At 66.3% G+C, this 17,070-nt stretch carries 15 protein-coding genes, 1 pseudogene and 1 riboswitch; of the genes and pseudogenes, 9 read left to right on the forward strand and 7 right to left on the reverse strand.

The window, feature by feature from the left end; translation table 11 throughout:
• Positions 1–18: 18 nt before the first annotated feature.
• Positions 19–1,815 (forward strand): acyl-CoA dehydrogenase C-terminal domain-containing protein, encoded by a 1,797-nt coding sequence (locus tag AB5I84_RS02955; protein ID WP_369454341.1) that lies wholly within the window; start codon positions 19–21, stop codon positions 1,813–1,815.
• Positions 1,816–1,929: 114 nt separating this feature from the next.
• Positions 1,930–3,705 carry an acyl-CoA dehydrogenase C-terminal domain-containing protein gene (locus AB5I84_RS02960; RefSeq protein ID WP_369454342.1) on the forward strand — a complete coding sequence of 592 codons (1,776 nt, stop codon included), beginning with the start codon at positions 1,930–1,932 and terminating at the stop codon, positions 3,703–3,705.
• Positions 3,706–3,875: 170 nt separating this feature from the next.
• Here the strand turns inward: AB5I84_RS02960 and AB5I84_RS02965 are convergent, their stop codons facing one another.
• Together AB5I84_RS02965 and AB5I84_RS02970 are read right to left on the reverse strand one after the other, a co-directional pair.
• Positions 3,876–4,415 carry a DinB family protein gene (locus AB5I84_RS02965; protein WP_369454343.1) on the reverse strand — a complete coding sequence of 180 codons (540 nt, stop codon included), beginning with the start codon at positions 4,413–4,415 and terminating at the stop codon, positions 3,876–3,878.
• Positions 4,416–4,488: 73 nt separating this feature from the next.
• Positions 4,489–5,109, reverse strand: coding sequence for an endonuclease (locus AB5I84_RS02970; protein WP_369454344.1), 621 nt, complete (start codon positions 5,107–5,109; stop codon positions 4,489–4,491).
• A gap of 219 nt (positions 5,110–5,328) precedes the next feature.
• On the opposite strand from AB5I84_RS02970, the gene AB5I84_RS02975 reads away from it, so the two are divergent.
• Together AB5I84_RS02975 and AB5I84_RS02980 are read left to right on the forward strand one after the other, a co-directional pair.
• Positions 5,329–5,883: a GrpB family protein gene (locus tag AB5I84_RS02975; protein WP_369454346.1), complete on the forward strand. Its 555-nt coding sequence runs from the start codon at positions 5,329–5,331 to the stop codon at positions 5,881–5,883.
• A 182-nt stretch (positions 5,884–6,065) separates the two neighbouring features.
• Positions 6,066–6,356 (forward strand): annotated as a pseudogene (locus AB5I84_RS02980) (GNAT family N-acetyltransferase); the annotation flags it as partial.
• 85 nt (positions 6,357–6,441) lie between these two features.
• Here AB5I84_RS02980 and AB5I84_RS02985 read toward each other — a convergent pair.
• Positions 6,442–7,620 carry an MFS transporter gene (locus AB5I84_RS02985; RefSeq protein WP_369454347.1) on the reverse strand — a complete coding sequence of 393 codons (1,179 nt, stop codon included), beginning with the start codon at positions 7,618–7,620 and terminating at the stop codon, positions 6,442–6,444.
• Between the two features lie 140 nt (positions 7,621–7,760).
• Here AB5I84_RS02985 and cobU point away from each other — a divergent pair, with 140 nt between their 5' ends.
• Both cobU and AB5I84_RS02995 read left to right on the forward strand, forming a co-directional pair.
• Positions 7,761–8,279, forward strand: coding sequence for a bifunctional adenosylcobinamide kinase/adenosylcobinamide-phosphate guanylyltransferase (gene cobU, locus AB5I84_RS02990; protein WP_369454348.1), 519 nt, complete (start codon positions 7,761–7,763; stop codon positions 8,277–8,279).
• Positions 8,280–8,504: 225 nt separating this feature from the next.
• Positions 8,505–9,815, forward strand: a complete 1,311-nt coding sequence (locus AB5I84_RS02995; protein ID WP_369456054.1) for a Na+/H+ antiporter NhaC family protein — start codon at positions 8,505–8,507, stop codon at positions 9,813–9,815.
• A 114-nt stretch (positions 9,816–9,929) separates the two neighbouring features.
• On the opposite strand, the gene AB5I84_RS03000 is transcribed toward AB5I84_RS02995, so the two are convergent.
• Genes AB5I84_RS03000 through cobT form a run of 4 tightly spaced genes read right to left on the reverse strand, consistent with a single transcriptional unit; the run spans position 9,930 to position 12,803 of the window.
• Positions 9,930–10,352 (reverse strand): lysozyme inhibitor LprI family protein, encoded by a 423-nt coding sequence (locus tag AB5I84_RS03000; RefSeq protein WP_369454349.1) that lies wholly within the window; start codon positions 10,350–10,352, stop codon positions 9,930–9,932.
• A 54-nt stretch (positions 10,353–10,406) separates the two neighbouring features.
• Positions 10,407–11,141, reverse strand: coding sequence for an adenosylcobinamide-GDP ribazoletransferase (gene cobS / locus AB5I84_RS03005; RefSeq protein ID WP_369454350.1), 735 nt, complete (start codon positions 11,139–11,141; stop codon positions 10,407–10,409).
• A complete protein-coding gene (locus AB5I84_RS03010) occupies positions 11,138–11,740 on the reverse strand; it encodes a histidine phosphatase family protein (protein WP_369454352.1) in 603 nt (200 codons plus the stop codon). The genes cobS and AB5I84_RS03010 overlap by 4 nt, the downstream gene beginning before the upstream one ends.
• Before the next feature lie 16 nt (positions 11,741–11,756).
• On the reverse strand, positions 11,757–12,803 hold the full coding sequence (cobT, locus tag AB5I84_RS03015; protein ID WP_369454353.1) for a nicotinate-nucleotide--dimethylbenzimidazole phosphoribosyltransferase: 1,047 nt from the start codon (positions 12,801–12,803) through the stop codon (positions 11,757–11,759).
• Between the two features lie 95 nt (positions 12,804–12,898).
• On the opposite strand from cobT, the gene cbiB reads away from it, so the two are divergent.
• From cbiB to AB5I84_RS03030, 3 genes are all read left to right on the forward strand, one after another.
• Entirely contained in the window at positions 12,899–13,837 is a 939-nt protein-coding gene (gene cbiB / locus AB5I84_RS03020) for an adenosylcobinamide-phosphate synthase CbiB (protein WP_369454355.1), read from the forward strand.
• Positions 13,834–14,853, forward strand: a complete 1,020-nt coding sequence (gene cobD / locus AB5I84_RS03025; protein ID WP_369454356.1) for a threonine-phosphate decarboxylase CobD — start codon at positions 13,834–13,836, stop codon at positions 14,851–14,853. Before cbiB ends, cobD begins: the two co-directional genes overlap by 4 nt.
• 64 nt (positions 14,854–14,917) lie before the next feature.
• A riboswitch (cobalamin riboswitch) is annotated at positions 14,918–15,127 on the forward strand.
• A gap of 100 nt (positions 15,128–15,227) precedes the next feature.
• A complete protein-coding gene (locus tag AB5I84_RS03030; protein WP_369454358.1) occupies positions 15,228–17,069 on the forward strand; it encodes a TonB-dependent receptor domain-containing protein in 1,842 nt (613 codons plus the stop codon).
• Position 17,070 lies beyond the last annotated feature (1 nt).

Genomic DNA, 17,070 nt, shown 5'->3' on the forward strand with positions numbered 1-17,070 from the left:
GGTTTTCGGAGGTCAGAGATGTCTGAATATAAAGCCCCCGTGCGCGACATGCGTTTCGTACTGCACGAGCTGCTGAACATTGACGAGCACTACGCCGCTCTGGGGCTGGAAGACGTCAATGCAGAGCTGATTGATGCGTTCCTGGAAGAAGGTGCGAAGTTCGCCGCCAATGAACTGGCGCCGCTGAACCGTTCCGGTGACGAGGAAGGCTGTGGTTTCGACAACGGTGTGGTCACCACCCCGAAAGGCTTCAAAGAAGCCTACGCCAAGTACGTGGAAGGCGGCTGGCCGGCCATGGGCGGCGACGTCGACTTCGGCGGCCAGGGTCTGCCGTCCTCTGCCGGTATCGCGATTTCTGAAATGATCGGTACCGCCAACTGGTCCTGGAGCATGTACCCGGGCCTGTCCCACGGTGCGGTCGCCACCATCGAGACCCACGGTACGCCGGAGCAGAAAGACACCTACCTGCCGAAGCTGATCAGCGGCGAGTGGACCGGCACCATGTGCCTCACCGAACCGCATTGTGGTTCCGACTTGGGCATTCTGAAGTCCAAGGCCGAGCCGCAGGCTGATGGCTCCTACGCCATCTCCGGCACCAAGATCTTTATCTCTGCCGGCGAACACGACATGGCAGAGAACATCATCCACATCGTGCTGGCACGTCTGCCGGGCGCGCCGGAAGGCACCAAGGGTATCTCCCTGTTCATCGTGCCGAAGTTCCACGTCAATGCCGACGGCTCCCTCGGTGAGCGCAACGCGGTGGCGTGCGGCTCCATCGAACACAAGATGGGCATTAAGGCGTCCGCCACGTGCGTGATGAACTTCGACGGTGCCAAGGGCTACCTGATCGGGCCGGAAAACCGCGGCCTGAACGCCATGTTCACCTTCATGAACTTCGCCCGTCTGGGCACCGCGGTGCAGGGCGTGGCCCACGCCGAAGCCGGCTTCCAAGGCGGTCTGCGTTACGCCCGCGAGCGCCTTGCCATGCGCGCGCTGTCTGGTCCGAAGAACCCGAACGGCCCGGCTGACCCGATCATCGTTCACCCGGACGTGCGCCGCATGCTGCTGACCGCCAAGGCATTCGCCGAAGGTGGCCGCGCGCTGGTGTACCTGATCTCCCAGCTCGGCGACATCGTGCAGAAATCCAGCTCTGATGAAGACCGCAAGCAGGCTGACGGCCTGATGGCGCTGCTGACCCCGATCGCCAAGGCATTCCTGACCGAAGCCGGTCTGGAAGCGGCCAACCACGGCGTGCAGATCTACGGTGGTCACGGCTTCATCCGCGAGTGGGGCATGGAGCAGAACGTGCGTGACGCGCGTATCTCTACCCTGTACGAAGGCACCACCGGTATTCAGGCGCTCGACCTGCTCGGCCGTAAAGTGCTGCAGACCCGTGGCGAAGCGCTGCGTCCGTGGACCAAGCGCATCCACAAGTTCTGCGAAGCCAACGCTGAAAATGCCGACCTCAAAGAGTTCGTCGAGCCGCTGGTACGCCTGAACAAAGAGTGGGGCGACATGACCATGGCGATCGGCATGCAAGCCATGCAGAACCCGGAATACGTGGGCGCGGCGTCAGTCGACTACCTGATGTACTCCGGCTACGTGACGCTGGGCTACCTGTGGGCCGAAATGGCCGCTGTGGCGCAGAAGAAACTGGCCGAAGGCGCTGCTGACGCTGACTTCTACAAAGCCAAAGTGGCCACCGCGCAGTTCTACTTCAAGCGCATCCTGCCGCGCACGGCCGGCCACAAAGGTTGCCTGGAAGGCGGTCTTGACTGCCTGATGGCACTGGACGAAGAGCACTTCGCGTTCTGAGACCGGTGACGACCTGAGTTGCAACAATGCCCGCCACCGGTGGGCATTGTTGTTTTTGATTCATTCACATTCGTTGCATGGCCCGGCTGCCGGGCCCTTTGCCAGGAGACTTCCATGGCTGTTTATAAAGCTCCCCTCGACGATATGCGTTTCGTCCTCAACGACGTCTTTGCTGCCGAACAAGTGTGGGCCAGCATGCCGGCCACCGCTGAAGTGACCCGCGACCTGGCCGATGCCGTGCTGGAAGAAGCCGGCAAAATGGTGGAAGGCGTGATGCTGCCGATCAACCGCAGCGGCGACGAAGAAGGCTGCCAGTGGCAGGACGGCGAGGTCACCGCGCCGGCCGGCTTCAAGCAGGCGTTCCGTACCATGGCGGAAAACGGTTGGACCGCACTGTCCGGTAACCCGCAGTACGGCGGCCAAGGCATGCCGAAGATGCTGGCGGTGCTGTTCGAGGAGATGATGCACAGCGCCAACACCTCGCTGGCGCTGTACTCGCTGCTGTCCAACGGCGCCAGCCTGTGCCTCGATGCCCACGCCACCGAAGAGCTCAAGCAGACCTACCTGCCGAACATCTACGCTGGCGAGTGGTCTGGCACCATGTGCCTGACCGAGCCGCACAGTGGCACCGATCTGGGCATCATCCGCACCAAAGCGGAGCCGAACGGCGATGGCTCCTTTGCTATCAGCGGCACCAAGATCTTCATCACCGGTGGTGAGCACGATCTGGTCAGCAACATCGTCCACCTGGTGCTGGCCAAGCTGCCCGGCGCGCCGTCCGGCAGCAAGGGCATCTCGCTGTTCCTGGTGCCGAAGTTCTTCGTCAACGAAGACGGCTCCCTCGGTGAGCGCAATGGCGTTGCCTGCGGCTCCATCGAACACAAAATGGGCATCAAAGGCTCCGCCACCTGTGTGATGAACTTCGACAGCGCCAAAGGCTGGCTGGTGGGTGAAGAAAACCAAGGCCTCGCCTGCATGTTCACCATGATGAACTACGAGCGGGTGTCGATCGGCCTGCAGGGCCTCGGCCTCGGTGAAACCAGCTACCAGAGCGCGGTGGAATACGCCCGCGAACGGTTGCAGGGCCGCAGCGCCACCGGCGTGCAAAACCCCAACGGCAACGCCGACCCGATCATTGTCCACGGCGATGTTCGCCGCATGCTGATGAACATGCGTGCGCTCAACGAAGCCGGTCGCGCGCTGTCTGCCTACCTCGGCATGCAGCTGGATCTGGCCAAGTACTCCGAAGACGACGCCCAGCGCGCCGCCGCTGAAGACCGCGTGGCGCTGCTGACGCCGGTGGCCAAAGCGTTCTTTACCGACCGGGGCCTCGACAACTGCATCACCGGCCAACAAGTATTCGGCGGCCATGGCTTCATTCGCGAGTGGGGCATGGAGCAACTGGTGCGTGATGCGCGCATCGCGCAGATCTACGAAGGTACCAACGGCATTCAGGCGCTGGACTTGGCCGGCCGTAAAGTGACTCGCAATCAGGGCAAGTCAGTGCAGGCGTTCCTGTCTGAAGTGCGTCTGTGGCTGGAACAAGAAGGCGATAACGCCGTCCTGGCCTCGGTCCGTGCTGAGCTGGACGCGGCACTGGCGCTGCTGGCGGAAGCCACCGGCACGCTGATGGACCAAGCGGGCCGCGACCCGAATGCGGTCAACGCGCTGGCGGTGGAGTACTTGGACATCTTCGGTTACGTCACCTACGCCTGGCTGTGGGCGCGCATGATGGTGGCGGCCGATGGCCGGGGTGACAGCTTCGGTGCCAACAAACAGGTGGTGGGGCGCTACTTCTTCGAGCGCCTGTTGCCGCGCGCCCAGAGTCTGCTGACGCAGATGAAGGCCGGCAGCGCCACCATGATGGAGCTGGATGCCGATCAGTTCTGATCGCAATCCGGTACCAAGCAAAAAGCCCCGCTGTGGTGACGCAGCGGGGCTTTTTTATGCGTTTCAGAGCGACGAAGGTCAACGCAGTGAAGCCCGTGAGCGTTCGACAGCGGCTTGTGCTTGAGACGTCCACAGCGCCAGTGCACCACGGAGTCGTGGCAACCGGTTGATCACGACGGCAGCAGGTCTGGCACCACGGCCACCAAGTCGGTGACGCCCACGTCCTCACCGGCTTGGTACAGCAAGGTGCTGGCTTGGCCCCGGTGGTGGGTTTGGTGATTGAAGAAGTGCTGCACCAGATGGGCGAAGCGTTTGCACTGCGGCTGGCCGGCCATATTGCGGTAGCTCAGCGGTGCGGTCAGTTGGGCCTCGGTGAGGGTGTCAGCCCAGTCAACGATCAGCCGGTCTAGTCGCTCGCGGTACCTGTGCAGGGCGGGCAGGGAGTCGGCCAGAGGCTGTTGCAGTGACGTCGGATGCGGCACCTCGGCTAAGGCCGCGCGCAGCGCGCCGGCCTGTGGGTGTGCGGCAAAACGGTGCAGCCAGACACTGTCACCCACCGCAATGTGGTTGAGGGTGCTGAACAGCGAGCCGAAAAAAGCTCCCCGGTTGCGGTGCAGTTCCAGCGTGGGCAAACGTCCGGCGGCTTGGTACAGGCGGATGTTCATGTGGTGGTTGTAGTGCGCCATCAGTGTTGCAGTGTCCGGCGTCATGGACGCGCTCCGGTGTTGGGGGAAATACGGTAGTGTGAACCGCCGGTAGCGGCCTGCCGAGCGCTAAATGCTGTCAGCGCAGCCCGCCCGGCAAGCTCACCTGCTGCACCCGTTGTGGTGCATCGATATACGGATTGCGCCGGCCGGTGGCGTCAGCGATGCGCTGATGGCGGGCGCGTTCGGCCTCATCCGGTGGATCGGCCAAGCTCCAACGTTGGTACATTTCCAGCGGCCCCACCAGCGGTACGCCGCGTTCGGTGTGCATGTAAAGCATGGCCCGGGCCACGTCGCCGCGGGCATGGGGCGGCGGGTCAAAGGTCTGGAACACCGCCGCCACACCGCACTCGCCACGTTCGCCCTGGCGCAGTTCGCCAAACAGGGTATCGCGGCGCAGCAGGTCCATGCGTCGTTCGGAGGGGAACATTTGGTGCGGATCGTCGCGCGCAGCGAGGTAGTCGGCGTGCTGGCGGCAGGCCAGCGCATTGCTGCAACCAAAGTGCTGTAGCAGCGTCCGTTCCGGGTAGATGCGTTCGACGCTGATGCGATCGCCAGCGGCAAACGGGGTTTGGCAATACAGGGTTTCGCCGCCGCTCGGGTACGCCAGCGCTGCGAATCCGCGTTCGGCATCGGCTGCCGCACTCAGCGGCAGCGTCAAGGCCACCGCCAGCCAGGCGGGGCGCAGCAGGTGGGTCATCGGAATATCCTTTGCCAGTGGTGCCGGGCGCCACCGTGGCGCGCCGGACAGCGGAGTGGCCGCTGCCGCCGCACAGTTTAGCAAGCCTGCGGCGTGGGCCTCGGCCTTTGGCGGCGTCAGCGGCAACAGGAGCAGGCTGGATGGCGTCTGTTTCCATGGCACCGCGCTGTGCCACACTGCGCTATCGATTTGTACTGACAGGAAATGCAGATGGAGAGCATGGTGATGGCCGTCCCGGACCCCGATGCGGGGCAGCGTTTTGCCGAACTGGCTCGCGCGTTGCGCGCGCTCTGGCCGGATGTTGTGGCGATCCATCATATCGGCTCCACCGCGGTGCCGGGGTTGGTGGCCAAGCCGGTGCTGGATGTACAGGTCAGCGTCGCGGCGTTGGCTGCCATGCCCGCGGCGGCACTGGCAGGGCTGGGACTGATTGAGCGCACTGGGCTGGCGGATCACAAACCGCCGGCTGCGGAGTGGACCGATGCCGATGCCGCCAAGCGGTTTTTCAAATCCCTGCAACCACGGGTCAATCTGCATGTGCGCGTGGCCGGCGCCCGCAACCAGCGCTACGCGTTGCTGTGTCGCGACTACCTGCGCAGCCATCCCGTGGCGGCGCAGGCATACGGTTTGATCAAGCAGCGATTGATTGCGCGCGACCCGCAGGACGAAGACTTCTACTACGACATCAAAGACCCTGTGTTCGACATCCTTATGGCGGGCGCCGAGGAATGGGCGGCGCGCAGTGGCTGGCAGTTGCCCGCCAGTGACGGGTGAAGGCGGTGGCAGCGAAAGCCCGCGGGGCGGTTGCCAAGGCGGTGCCGCGTTGATGACGGTGCGGCCGGCACAGGCCCATGAATGGCGCCGCTATCGGGCGGGCATTGCGGCTGGCCGCGTTGTGAGACGCCCCGGATGCCTTTGGCAGCACCTATGCAGAAGAGGCCGCCCGCCCGGAAGCGGTGTGGCGTGAGCGCTTCCTCAGCGCCGTGAGCTCAGACCAGCACTGTCTGCTGTTTGCCGCACCTGAGGGCAGGCCGTGTGGCGTGGTTTGGTGCAAACAAACGACGCAAGCGTACGCCGACCTCAATCAAATGTGGGTGGCTCCGGAGGCGCGCGGACAGGGGTACGGGCGCCAGCTATTGAATGCTGCCGCTGACTGGGCGCGGGCTCAGGGCGTGCGGCAAATGCGGCTGAGCGTTAGTGGCGGTAACCACGCAGCGCGGGCGCTGTACCACGCTTTCGGTTTTCGCCCGAGCGGTGAGCGCGCACCGCTGCGGCCTGGCTCCGCCGCTGTGGGTGGACGACCTGTTGCTGACGCTAGCGCCCTGAGTGGCATCAGCCTTTGCGCGCATCCACCCACAACAACACTAACACCACGGCGATTAACGGCTGCATCGCCAGATTCAGCATCTGCCAACCGACGCTGTGCAGCAGGTGGCCGGCGCCGAACGAGGCGATCGCCACGGTGCCGAACACGAGGAAGTCATTGAGCGCCTGCACCCGCGCGCGCTCGGCGTCGGTGTAGACCGCCGTCACCAGCGTGGTGGCGCCGATGAAACCGAAGTTCCAACCGATACCGAGCAGGATCAGCGACGCCCAGAAGTGGCCTACGGTCAGCCCCGCCAGCGCGGCGCCGCCGGACAGCGCGATCAACAGCAGCCCCAGCGCAGTAATGGCGTGGGCGCCGAAACGACTGACCAGACGTCCGGTGAGGAAACTCGGCGCAAACATCGCCAGCACATGCCATTGGATGCCGAGCGCGGCATGGTCCACCGAGTGCTCCAGGCCCACCATCGCCATCGGCGCGGCGGTCATGATGAACGCCATCAGACCATAGGAGACGATGCCGGCGATCACCGCCACCACGAAGCGGCGGTCGGTGAACAGTGCCGCCAGTGGCCGGCCGGGGTCGCCGTCGCTGACGATCACCGAGGCGGCGCGCGGGATGCGCAGCGCCATCAATAGTGGAATGGCTAACAACGCCAGCGCGGCTTGGCCAATGAAACTGCCGGCGAACGGCACGCCGGCCCAGCTGTCACGGGTCCAGATCACCACTTGCGGGCCGATGATGGCGGCCGCCAAACCGCCGATCATAATCAGCGAAATAGCCCGTGGCCGCTCCGCCGGCGGCACCAAGTCAGAGGCTGCGAAGCGATAGCTTTGCACGCAGGCGCCGTAGAAGCCGGCTACGGCGGTGGCAATACAGAAGGTGACAAACTGGCCGTGGCGGATCGCCAATGCCGCAAGAATCCCCGACAGCACTGCCAGCAGCGCGCCGAGTAAATAAGCCGGTCGACGGCCGAGGCGACGCATCAGCCATGCTGCGGGCAAGGTCGACAGCGCCAAGCCGAGGTTGTAAAGGCTGACCGGCAATGTCGACAGCGTCGGGTCATCGGTGAGCTGTTGGCCGACGATGCCGCCGAGCGAAATGATGATCGGCGGTGCAGCGCCGCCCAGGGCCTGGGCGGCCACCAGCCATTGCAGGTTGCGGCGAGCAGAGACAGAAACGGACATGGCGTTCTCGACCGGGGCCGGTCAGCCCGGCGTGTTTTAGGGATGTCTAAAGTAGTGATTACGCCGCTGGACCGCAACCCGGCTGGCATCCACAGCGGCCATGGCGCAGCATGCCCGTTTTCGGACGGAGACCAAAGCTGATGAGCAAGACGCTGGTATTGGGCGGCATCCGCTCCGGCAAGAGCGCGCTGGCAGAGCAGTGCGCGGCGGCGCAATCGGCAGTGATATATGTGGCCACCGCCGGCGCCGGCGATGGCGAAATGCAGGCTCGCATCGACCAGCACCGCGCCCGCCGACCGGCCGCCTGGGGGCTGGTGGAAGAGCCGCTGGCGCTGGGCCAGGTGCTGGCCCAACATGCGAGCGCCGCGCCCTGTCTGCTGATTGATTGCATGAGCCTGTGGGTGTCCAACTTGCTGCATGCCGGCGAGCAGGCGTTTGCCGAACAGCGTGCGGCGTGGCTGCAGGCGGTTGCTGATTACCCCGGCGCACTGGTGATCGTCAGCAATGAAGTGGGGCTTGGGTTGGTGGCGATGGACCCGCTCAGCCGCCGTTTCTGTGATGAACTCGGCTGGCTCAACCAAGCACTGGCCGAGCGCTGTGACCGCGTGTTGATGAGCGTGGCCGGGCTGCCGTGGGTGTTGAAAGGCGCGCCGCTGTGACATCCCGCCTGCGTCCGCGGCAGCGTACGGTGGCGGCGTCGCCACCGCTTCTGCCTCCGTCTTTGCCGCCGGCGTCCCGCGCCGTCGCTGAACGCCAGCGGTGTGTCGGCGCTGCAGCATTGGCGCTGGCCCGCGCCAACCCGCACACTGCAGCCCTCTGTTTTCAGCCTGACCCAGGATCAACCCCGTGACCCACCCAACCCTCGCGGCAGGTGCCGCCTCGTGATGAATTCCGACCACGCCCCGACGCCACGGGCCGCCGCGTTGCTGCCGTTGTTGAGCTTCCTCGTGCTGTTCCTCGGCAGTGGCCTGTACTTCAGCGCCACTGGCGTCGATTACGCGTTCTACCAGATCAAAGCGCCGGTGGTGGCGATGGTGGCCATCGTGCTGGCACTGGCGATGGCGGGGCGGCCGCTGTCGCGCAGTGTCGATCGGCTGCTGCTTGGCGTTGGCCATCCCAACATCATGCTGATGTGCCTGGTGTTTCTGCTGGCCGGCGCGTTCGCCAGCGTGACGCAGAGCATCGGCAGTGTCGACGCCACGGTGCAGATGGGGCTGTCGCTGATGCCGGCCAGCGCGGTATTGCCGGCGCTGTTCATCATCACCGCCTTCATCGCCACCGCCATGGGTACCTCCATGGGCACCATCGCCGCCGCTGCGCCGATTGCGGTGGGCTTTGCCGGCGCCACCGGGTTGTCGTTGCCGCTGGCGATTGGGGCGGTAGTGGGCGGTGCCATGTTCGGTGACAACCTGTCGATGATCTCGGACACCACCATCGCTGCCACCCGCAGCCAAGGCGCAGCGCTGCGAGACAAGTTTCGCGTCAATCTGTGGATCGCACTGCCGGCAGCAGTGGTCACGGTGGTATTGCTGGCCGCCCTCGGCGGCGGCACCCATCCGGTGGCCAGCGCGCCGGTGGACGGCTGGAAGGTGTTGCCCTATGTGGCGGTGTTCCTGCTGGCGCTGAGCGGGCTGCATGTGCTGGTGGTGCTGATGATCGGCATCGTGCTGGCCGGCGGCGTTGGGCTGGCGGACAGCGGTTACGGCATCGCCGCGTTGAGCGGCGCCATCTACAGCGGCTTTGAAAGCATGTTCGAGATCATGCTGTTGTCGATGCTGATCGGTGGCCTGTCGCAACTACTGCACGATCAGGGCGGTACCCGCTGGCTGATCGACCGCATTCAGGCCACTACTCGCCGCTGGCAGCGCGCCGGCGCCCGCGTCGGCGAAGCCGGTATTGCTGCGCTGGTGGTGGTGTCGAACCTGTTCGTCGCCAACAACACTGTGGCGATTGTGGTGTGCGGCAGCATGGCCAAGGAAATCGCCGAAGAATATCGCGTCAGCCCACGCCGGGCGGCGAGCATGCTGGATCTCTTTTCCTGCGTGGTGCAGGGCCTGATTCCCTATGGCGCCCAAGTGCTGCTGGCGTGCTCCATCGCCGGGCTGTCGCCGTTGGCGCTGATGGGGGCGATTCATTACTGCTGGATGCTCGGTATTGCCGGCGTGGTGGCGTTGTTGGTGCAGCGGCCGCGATAAGTTTGGCAGGTTGGCGGGTGAGTGCGCTCGGCCCGCCCACCACCCGGGGGGTCTGCGTAGCGGCAACGTGCGGTGATCACCCGCGGTCGCGCTGCCCGCCAACCGCTGGCGCTGCTACGGCTGTTTCGGTTGTGGTGGCTCTGGCAGGTCCGCGTTGCCATCCATGTCGGCCAAGAACGCCTGCCACAGCTGGTGAGTGCGGGCCCGGGTCAGCTGCTCCCGGCAGGACAGTGCCATCAGTGCGCGAATGGTGCCGCCGCGCCACTGGGTATAAATGGCATCGCAATGGGCGGCGGCAAACGCCTCCCAAGCGTGCTGGGCAGTGCGCAGTGCGGTGATCAACGTTGGATCATCGGCGTGTTGGTCGAGGCTGGCTTGGAAGTACTTGGTCAGCTCGGCCTGGGCGGCGTCCACTTCACGCTGGGCACAGTGATTGATTTCCACGGTGTTGAGCGGATCGTTGCAGTCGATCTCACTGCTGGCGGCAACGCTGGGCAGGGCCAAGCTGGCCAACGTCAGGACAAGTATTTTGCGCATGCCAGTTTCCGGATTAATCCATCGGCGGTGTGTAACGCCAAAGTGGTGAGCGCCTCAGAATGCCAGCCCTGCGGTCAATAACACCACCACTTCCACGGTTTCCACCAACGCGCCCGCGGTGTCGCCGGTAAATCCACCCAGCCGCCGCTGCAGTGCCCGCCGCACCCACAGCACCCACATCGCTGCCGCCAGTGCGGCCAGCGGTGCGAGCAATGCCGCCGCCAGCCAAGCCAGCCCCAGCGCCGTCCATGCCGCCGGCGGTGACAGATTGTCCGCCGCGGAACGGCCGATCCCCTCGGTGCGCGCATAAGGCAGTGATAGATACAGGGCCAGGCAACTGGCGCGGCCGAGCAGGGCGGCGGCAATCAGCGCTGGGATGGCGTTGCCCAACCGCCACAGCACCGCCAGCGCCGCCACCTTGGCCAGCAGTACCAGCACCAACGCGGTGACGCCCATCGGGCCACTGCGCGGGTCGCGCATGATCTCCAGCGTGCGGTCGCGATCGCCTTGGCCGCCTATCCAGCCGTCGGCGCTGTCAGCCAGACCGTCCAAATGCAGGCCGCCGGTGACCGCCACCCAGGCGATCACCAGCACCACCGCCAGCGGCAATGCGGCCATGCCCAGATAGCCCAGCGCCACGCCCAACAGCGCCAACAGGGCGCCGATCAGCGCGCCGGCCAATGGCCAGCACAGCATGGCGCGGCCGGCCAGCGCCGCGTCTGGCGCCGGTGCTGACACCGGCAGCCGAGTGAGAAATTGCAGCGCGACGCGCAGCGGGGCCGCGCTCACGGCGGCGTGCTCCGATAGCCGTGGGCCAGCAGGCTGCTGAGCGGACCGTCGAGGCGCACCCGCGAGCGACAGGCGAAATCCACCTGGATGCGGGCCAGTGCATGGCCGACTTCCAGCCCCAGCACGTCTGCCAGCAGCACGCGAATCACACCGCCGTGGCACACCAGCAACACGTGCTCGCCTTGGCAGCGCTCGCGCCAGTGCTGCCAAGCGCCACGGAGGCGGGCGACGAAGTCGGCCAGCGGTTCGCCGCCGGGCGGGTCGGCCTCCCCGCGCCAGAACGCCTGCAGCCGCTCGGGGTCGCGCGCCTGTACCTGCTCCAGCGTCAGCCCTTCCCAGTCGCCGAAGCTGATTTCCATAAATGCCGGCTCGATCTCCAGCGGCAGGCCGCGCGCGTCCGCCAGTTCGCGCGCGAACGCCTGACAGCGTTGCAGCGGCGAGCTGACAATGCGCTGCCACGGCTCATCCGCCTGCACCGCCGCGCGCATCTGCGCCCAACCGGTGGCGGACAGCGGATCGTCCAGATGGCCCCGGTACTTGGTGCCACCTTGTGGCTCGCCGTGGCGCAGCAGGTCAAACAGGGTCGGCAGGGGTTCCATGGTGCTCTCCGTCAGATCAGGCGCCGCTGATGCCGGCGTCGGCAAAGGTGGCCATGTCGCGGTGCAGCGCGCAGGCCAGTTTCAATAACGGCACCGCGGCAGCGGCGCCGCTGCCTTCGCCAAGACGCAGTCCGAGATCCAGCAACGGGCTGGCGTCCAATGCGCTGAGCAAGCGGCTGTGGCCGGGTTCGCCGGAGCGGTGACCGAAGTGCAGCCACGGTCGCAGTGCGGGCTGCAGGCGACAGGCGGCGAGCGCGGCAGCGGTGGCGATGAAGCCGTCCACTAGCACTGGGATGCCGCGCTGAGCAGCACCGATGAAAGCGCCGGCCATGCCGGCCAGCTCCAAGCCGCCCAGTGAGGCCAGCGCTGCCAGCGGCTCGCTGTCCGTGCCGTGGCGGGCCAGCGCAGCGCGCAGCACCTGCACTTTATGTTGCACGCCGGCGGGCGCCAGTCCGGTGCCGGGGCCAGCCAGTGCTGCCGGGTCGCAGGCGAGCAGTGCGCTGGCCAGTGCAGCAGCGGCGGTGGTATTGCCGATGCCCATCTCGCCGCCGATAAACAGGTCGCTGCCGGCGTCAGCGGCGCGCGCCGCCGCGGCATCACCTTCGGCCAGTGCGGCGGTGCATTGAGCTGTGGTCATGGCCGGCGTGCGGCACAGGTTGGCGGTGCCGGGCATGATCGCTGCATCACGCACACCGGCCAGCGGCGGTAGCGGCGCTACAGTGCCGAGGTTGACCACTTCCAGCGTGGCATCCAGTTGCTGTGCCAGCACGTTGATGGCCGCGCCGCCGGCGGCAAAATTGGCTACCATCTGCGCCGTCACCGCCTGCGGAAAGGCGGACACCCCTTCCTCACAGACGCCGTGATCGCCGGCAAACACGGTGATCCAGGGCCGCTGCAGTTGCGGGAACACGCGACCCTGTTGCGCGGCCAGCGTGATCGCCAGCGCTTCCAGTTGCCCCAGTGCACCGGGGGGCTTGGTCAATTGGGTTTGATGGTGGCGGGCCTGCGCGGCCACCGCCGCATCCGGCGCCGTTGGCGCCAGTTGCCAGAATGCAGAGGACATTGAATCACCATGACAGGGCATCGCCGAACCGATGCAGCGCCGGGCATCCTGTGCGCCGCTCCTGACACTGTCAAGGCAACCCCGGAGCGCTGCTGATGGCGGCGCCGGGGCTGTCATTGCTGCTCGGTCTAGCCGCCGACCGTCTGTTGGGCGAGCCGCGCCGCCACCATCCGCTGGTGTATTTTGGCCATTGGGCGCAGTGGCTTGAGCAGCGGCTCAACCCACCGTCGGTGACGCGCTCCGATGTGGCCGGCCGCGCTGCCGGCGTGCTGGCGTTGCTGTTGGCAGTGGTGCCGCTACTGTGGCTGTCGGTGTGGCTGCTGCACGCGTTGCCGGGCTGGGCGGCCGCGCTGTTGTCGTTAGCGGGCCTGTATGCGGCGCTGGGGCTGCGTAGCCTCGGTGATCACGCCCGCGCCATCGCTGAGCCGCTGGCGGCCGCCGACCTGCCCGCCGCCCGCGTGGCGGTGGCACAGGTGGTCAGCCGTGATTGCAGTACCCTGGACCAAACCGGTATCGCTCGCGCGGCCACCGAATCGGTGCTGGAAAACGGCGCCGATGCGGTGTTCGCCAGCCTGTTCTGGTTTGCACTGGCGGGGCTGCCCGGGGTACTGCTGCATCGGTTGGTGAATACGTTGGATGCGATGTGGGGTTACCGCAATCAACGCTTTGTCGATTTCGGTTGGGCCGCAGCGCGGCTGGATGACGTGCTCGGCTGGCTGCCAGCGCGTCTCACCGCCGCCACCTATTGGTTGCTGGCCCCGGCGGGGAACCGGCCACAGGTGTGGCGCTGCTGGCAGCAGCAGGGCCGGGTTTGGGGCAGTCCCAACGCCGGTCCGGTGATGGCGGCTGGCGCGGCGGCACTGGGCGTGACGCTCGGTGGCCCTGCGCAATACCACGGTCGCGTCAGTGAACGCCCGTTGCTGGGCGCCGGCCCGGCACCGCAGGCGGCTACGCTGGCGGCGGCGATGACATTAGTGCAGCGTGGCGCTTGGTTGTGGGCGTTGCTGTGGTGGTTGGCAGGAGCAGTGCGATGACGGGGTTGCGTCACGGTGGACAATTAGCGGCTGCGGCGGCGCATTACCGCATCCCGCTGCATAAGTGGCTCGATCTTTCCACCGGCATTAACCCGGAAGGGTGGCCGGTGCCGGCGTTGGCGGCGGAGGTCTGGCAACGGTTGCCGGACATGAACGATGGCCTCGATGCGGTGCTGGCGGACTGGGCCGGGGCGCCAGCCGATGCCTATTGCGTGCCGCTGCCGGGCAGTCAGGCCGCGATTCAGCTGCTGCCACGGCTGCGTGCGGCGGCCCGGGTCGGCGTGCCGGTGCCCGGCTATGCCGAGCATGCTCATCGCTGGCGTAGCGCCGGCCATGAGGTGGTAGAGCTGAACAGCGCGGTGGAGGTCGACATCGCCTTGCCGCAGCTGGATGTGCTGGTGTTGGTGCAACCGAACAATCCCACCGGTGCGCTGTGGCCGGCGGCGCAGCTGCGCAGCTGGCACCAGCAACTGGCTACCCGTGGCGGTTGGCTGGTGGTGGATGAAGCCTTCATGGACCCGATTGCTGCCCCGCAAAGCTTAGCCGGTGCGAGCGGCGCGCCGGGGCTGGTGGTGCTGCGTTCGTTGGGCAAGTTCTTCGGGCTGGCCGGACTGCGCAGCGGTCTGGCACTGACGGATCGCGCACTGGGCGCGGCACTGGCAGCCGAGCTTGGCCCCTGGGCGGTCAGCGGCCCGGCACGCAGTCTGGTGCGGCAGGCGGTGGCGGACCGCACCTGGCAGGTGCAGACCGCGCGCAACCTGCAGCGGGCGCAAGCGCGGCTGGTGCATCTGCTGGAACAGGCTGGGCTGACGGTGGCCGGCAGCACGCCGCTATTTTGTTATGTGCCGCACCCGGCGGCGGTGTTCGTGGCCGATGAGCTGGCGCGCCAGGGCATTCTGGTGCGCCATTGGGACGCCGCCGAGAACGGTGGCCAGGCGGCCCTGCGGTTCGGCCTGCCGCCGGCCGACGCCGGCCAGTGGCAGCGACTGGCGCAGGCGCTGCGCACGATCCGCTGAGCGGCCAGACCACGCGTCTGTAGCGCCATCAGCGCCTGACATTGACCGCCCCCGTTACCCTTGCTAGTTTCGCCCCGCCTCAGGTGTCCCGCCGTGCAGCGGCGGGGTGAAACGGGAAGTTGGTGCGCGCTAGCGCTAATCCGACGCTGCCCCCGCAACGGTGATTGAGTGCACCGGCCCTATGCCACTGTGTCAACGACATGGGAAGGCGGCCGATGCCGCGGTACTGCCGCAACTCATCAGCCCGGAGACCGGCCTGACGCTATTGGACCAGACATTGCGGCGGGCAAGGTCGGGGCGCGGCCGGCCACTGCCAGCTGTCGTGACCCCTTGCCGCGAGCGTCTGCCCGCTATCGCTCCTAGGGGACACGACCTTGAACACTCCAGCACGCCGGCGGGTGGCCGGTACCGCTCCACGTTTTGCCCTGCACACGCTTTCCCTGGCCATTGGCACTGCGCTGCTGGCGGCTACCGCCCACGCGGACAGCGAAGACGATGACAGTCGGCTGCTCAACCCGCTGGTGGTCACGCCGGCGCTGATGGCACAGACCGTTGATGAGAGTCTGTCCGCTGTCACCGTGATCGACCGTGATGCGATCGAGCGCCGCCAGCCGCGCGATTTCACCGAGCTGATGCGCGGCCAACCCGGCATCGACGTGGTCAGCAATGGCGCCTTCGGCAAGACCACCAGTGTGTTCACCCGCGGCACCAGCAGCAGCTCCACGGTGCTGCTGGTGGATGGCATCCGCCTGCGCTCGGCCACTTCCGGCACCCCGTCCTGGCAGCACCTGCCGACACCGATGCTGCAACGCGCTGAGATCGTGCGCGGCAGCCGTGGCAGCCTCTATGGCGCCGATGCGGTGGGCGGCGTGGTGCAAGTGTTCACCCGCGACAACGATGGCGAAGACCGCCATTGGCTGCGCCTCGGCGGCGGTGAGTTCGACAGCCGCGAAGCCGGCGTCGGCGTCTCCGGCAGCGAAGGCAACACCCGCTACAGCCTGTCGGTCAATCACTTCGCCACCGACGGCGCGCCGGTGGTGCGCGGTGGTGAGGACAAGCCGTACCGCAACACCTCGGCACTCGCCAGCGTTGGCCATCAGTTCGACAACGGCGTTGAGCTGAGCACGGTGCTGCTGCGCAGCAACGGCCGCACCCACTACGAGGGCGGCTACCAAGAATTCCTCAACCAGACCGCCGGCGTGAAACTGGATGTACCGGTAAATCAGCACTGGCGCACCAGCGTGCAGCTGTCTGAAGCGCGCGACGATACCGAAGCGGTGGACAACTACCCCGGTTACTTTGATACCCGTACCCGCAGCGCCCGCCTCGACAACACCGTGCTGCTAGGCGAGCGTCATTACTTGGTAGTCGGTGCGGACTACTTGGAAGACCGCGTCACCAGCCTCAACAGCTACGACGAGCGCAGCCGCGACAACGTCGGCGTGTTCGGCCAGCTGACCCTGGGCTATGGCGATACCACGGTGCAGGCCAACCTGCGTTGGGATGACAACGAAGCGTTCGGCACCAAGGTCACCGGTGGTGTGGCGTTGGGGCTCGACATCGACGGCGTGCACCGTGCCCGCGCCTCCTACGCCACCGCGTTTCGCGCGCCCACCTTCAACGACCTGTACTACCCCGGCAGCGGCAACCCGGACGTGAACCCGGAAACCTCGGCAACCGTGGAGCTGGGTCTGCGCGCCCAGTACGATCACTGGTTCTGGGATGCGGCGCTGTACCAGATGGACGTGGATGACCTGATTGCCTGGGCACCCAGCGCGCCGGGCAGCCCGGTGTGGGTGCCGATGAACGTTGATAAAGCACGCATCCGTGGCGCCGAGCTGCAGTCCGGTACCGTGCTGGCCGGCTGGCAGCTGCAATTGGCTGCCACCTTTACCGATGCCCGTGACGCCAGAACAGACAACTGGCTGCCGCGCCGTGCCCGCGACGGCATGCGTGTCGATGTGGACCGCCAGTTTGGTGCGTTCGGGGTGGGGGCGTCGGCGCTGGCGCAGTCTCACCGCTTCGAAAACGCCGCCAACAGCCAGCGTCTGGCCGGCTATGGTCAACTGGACCTGCGCGCCAGTTGGGCCTTCCATCCGCGTTGGACCGCGCGGCTGTCGGTGGAAAACCTGTTCGACAAACAGTACGAACTGGCGCGCGGCTATATCAATGCCGGCCGCTATGCGTTCCTGAGCGTGCAGTACCAAAGCCGCTGAG

The sequence above is a fragment of the Alcanivorax sp. REN37 genome (assembly GCF_041102775.1).
Lineage (GTDB): Bacteria > Pseudomonadota > Gammaproteobacteria > Pseudomonadales > Alcanivoracaceae > Isoalcanivorax > Isoalcanivorax beigongshangi.

Excerpts from the sequence above, each read along its gene's own strand:
- AB5I84_RS02955 (WP_369454341.1), top strand. The coding sequence starts at position 19 with ATGTCTGAATATAAAGCCCCCGTGCGCGACATGCGTTTCGTACTGCAC.
- cobT (WP_369454353.1), bottom strand. The coding sequence starts at position 12,803 with ATGTCCTCTGCATTCTGGCAACTGGCGCCAACGGCGCCGGATGCGGCG.
- AB5I84_RS02965 (WP_369454343.1), bottom strand. The coding sequence starts at position 4,415 with ATGACGCCGGACACTGCAACACTGATGGCGCACTACAACCACCACATG.
- AB5I84_RS02985 (WP_369454347.1), bottom strand. The coding sequence starts at position 7,620 with ATGTCCGTTTCTGTCTCTGCTCGCCGCAACCTGCAATGGCTGGTGGCC.
- cobD (WP_369454356.1), top strand. The coding sequence starts at position 13,834 with ATGACGGGGTTGCGTCACGGTGGACAATTAGCGGCTGCGGCGGCGCAT.
- cobU (WP_369454348.1), top strand. The coding sequence starts at position 7,761 with ATGAGCAAGACGCTGGTATTGGGCGGCATCCGCTCCGGCAAGAGCGCG.
- AB5I84_RS02960 (WP_369454342.1), top strand. The coding sequence starts at position 1,930 with ATGGCTGTTTATAAAGCTCCCCTCGACGATATGCGTTTCGTCCTCAAC.
- AB5I84_RS03010 (WP_369454352.1), bottom strand. The coding sequence starts at position 11,740 with ATGGAACCCCTGCCGACCCTGTTTGACCTGCTGCGCCACGGCGAGCCA.
- AB5I84_RS03000 (WP_369454349.1), bottom strand. The coding sequence starts at position 10,352 with ATGCGCAAAATACTTGTCCTGACGTTGGCCAGCTTGGCCCTGCCCAGC.
- AB5I84_RS02995 (WP_369456054.1), top strand. The coding sequence starts at position 8,505 with ATGAATTCCGACCACGCCCCGACGCCACGGGCCGCCGCGTTGCTGCCG.
- AB5I84_RS02970 (WP_369454344.1), bottom strand. The coding sequence starts at position 5,109 with ATGACCCACCTGCTGCGCCCCGCCTGGCTGGCGGTGGCCTTGACGCTG.
- cbiB (WP_369454355.1), top strand. The coding sequence starts at position 12,899 with ATGGCGGCGCCGGGGCTGTCATTGCTGCTCGGTCTAGCCGCCGACCGT.
- AB5I84_RS02975 (WP_369454346.1), top strand. The coding sequence starts at position 5,329 with ATGGTGATGGCCGTCCCGGACCCCGATGCGGGGCAGCGTTTTGCCGAA.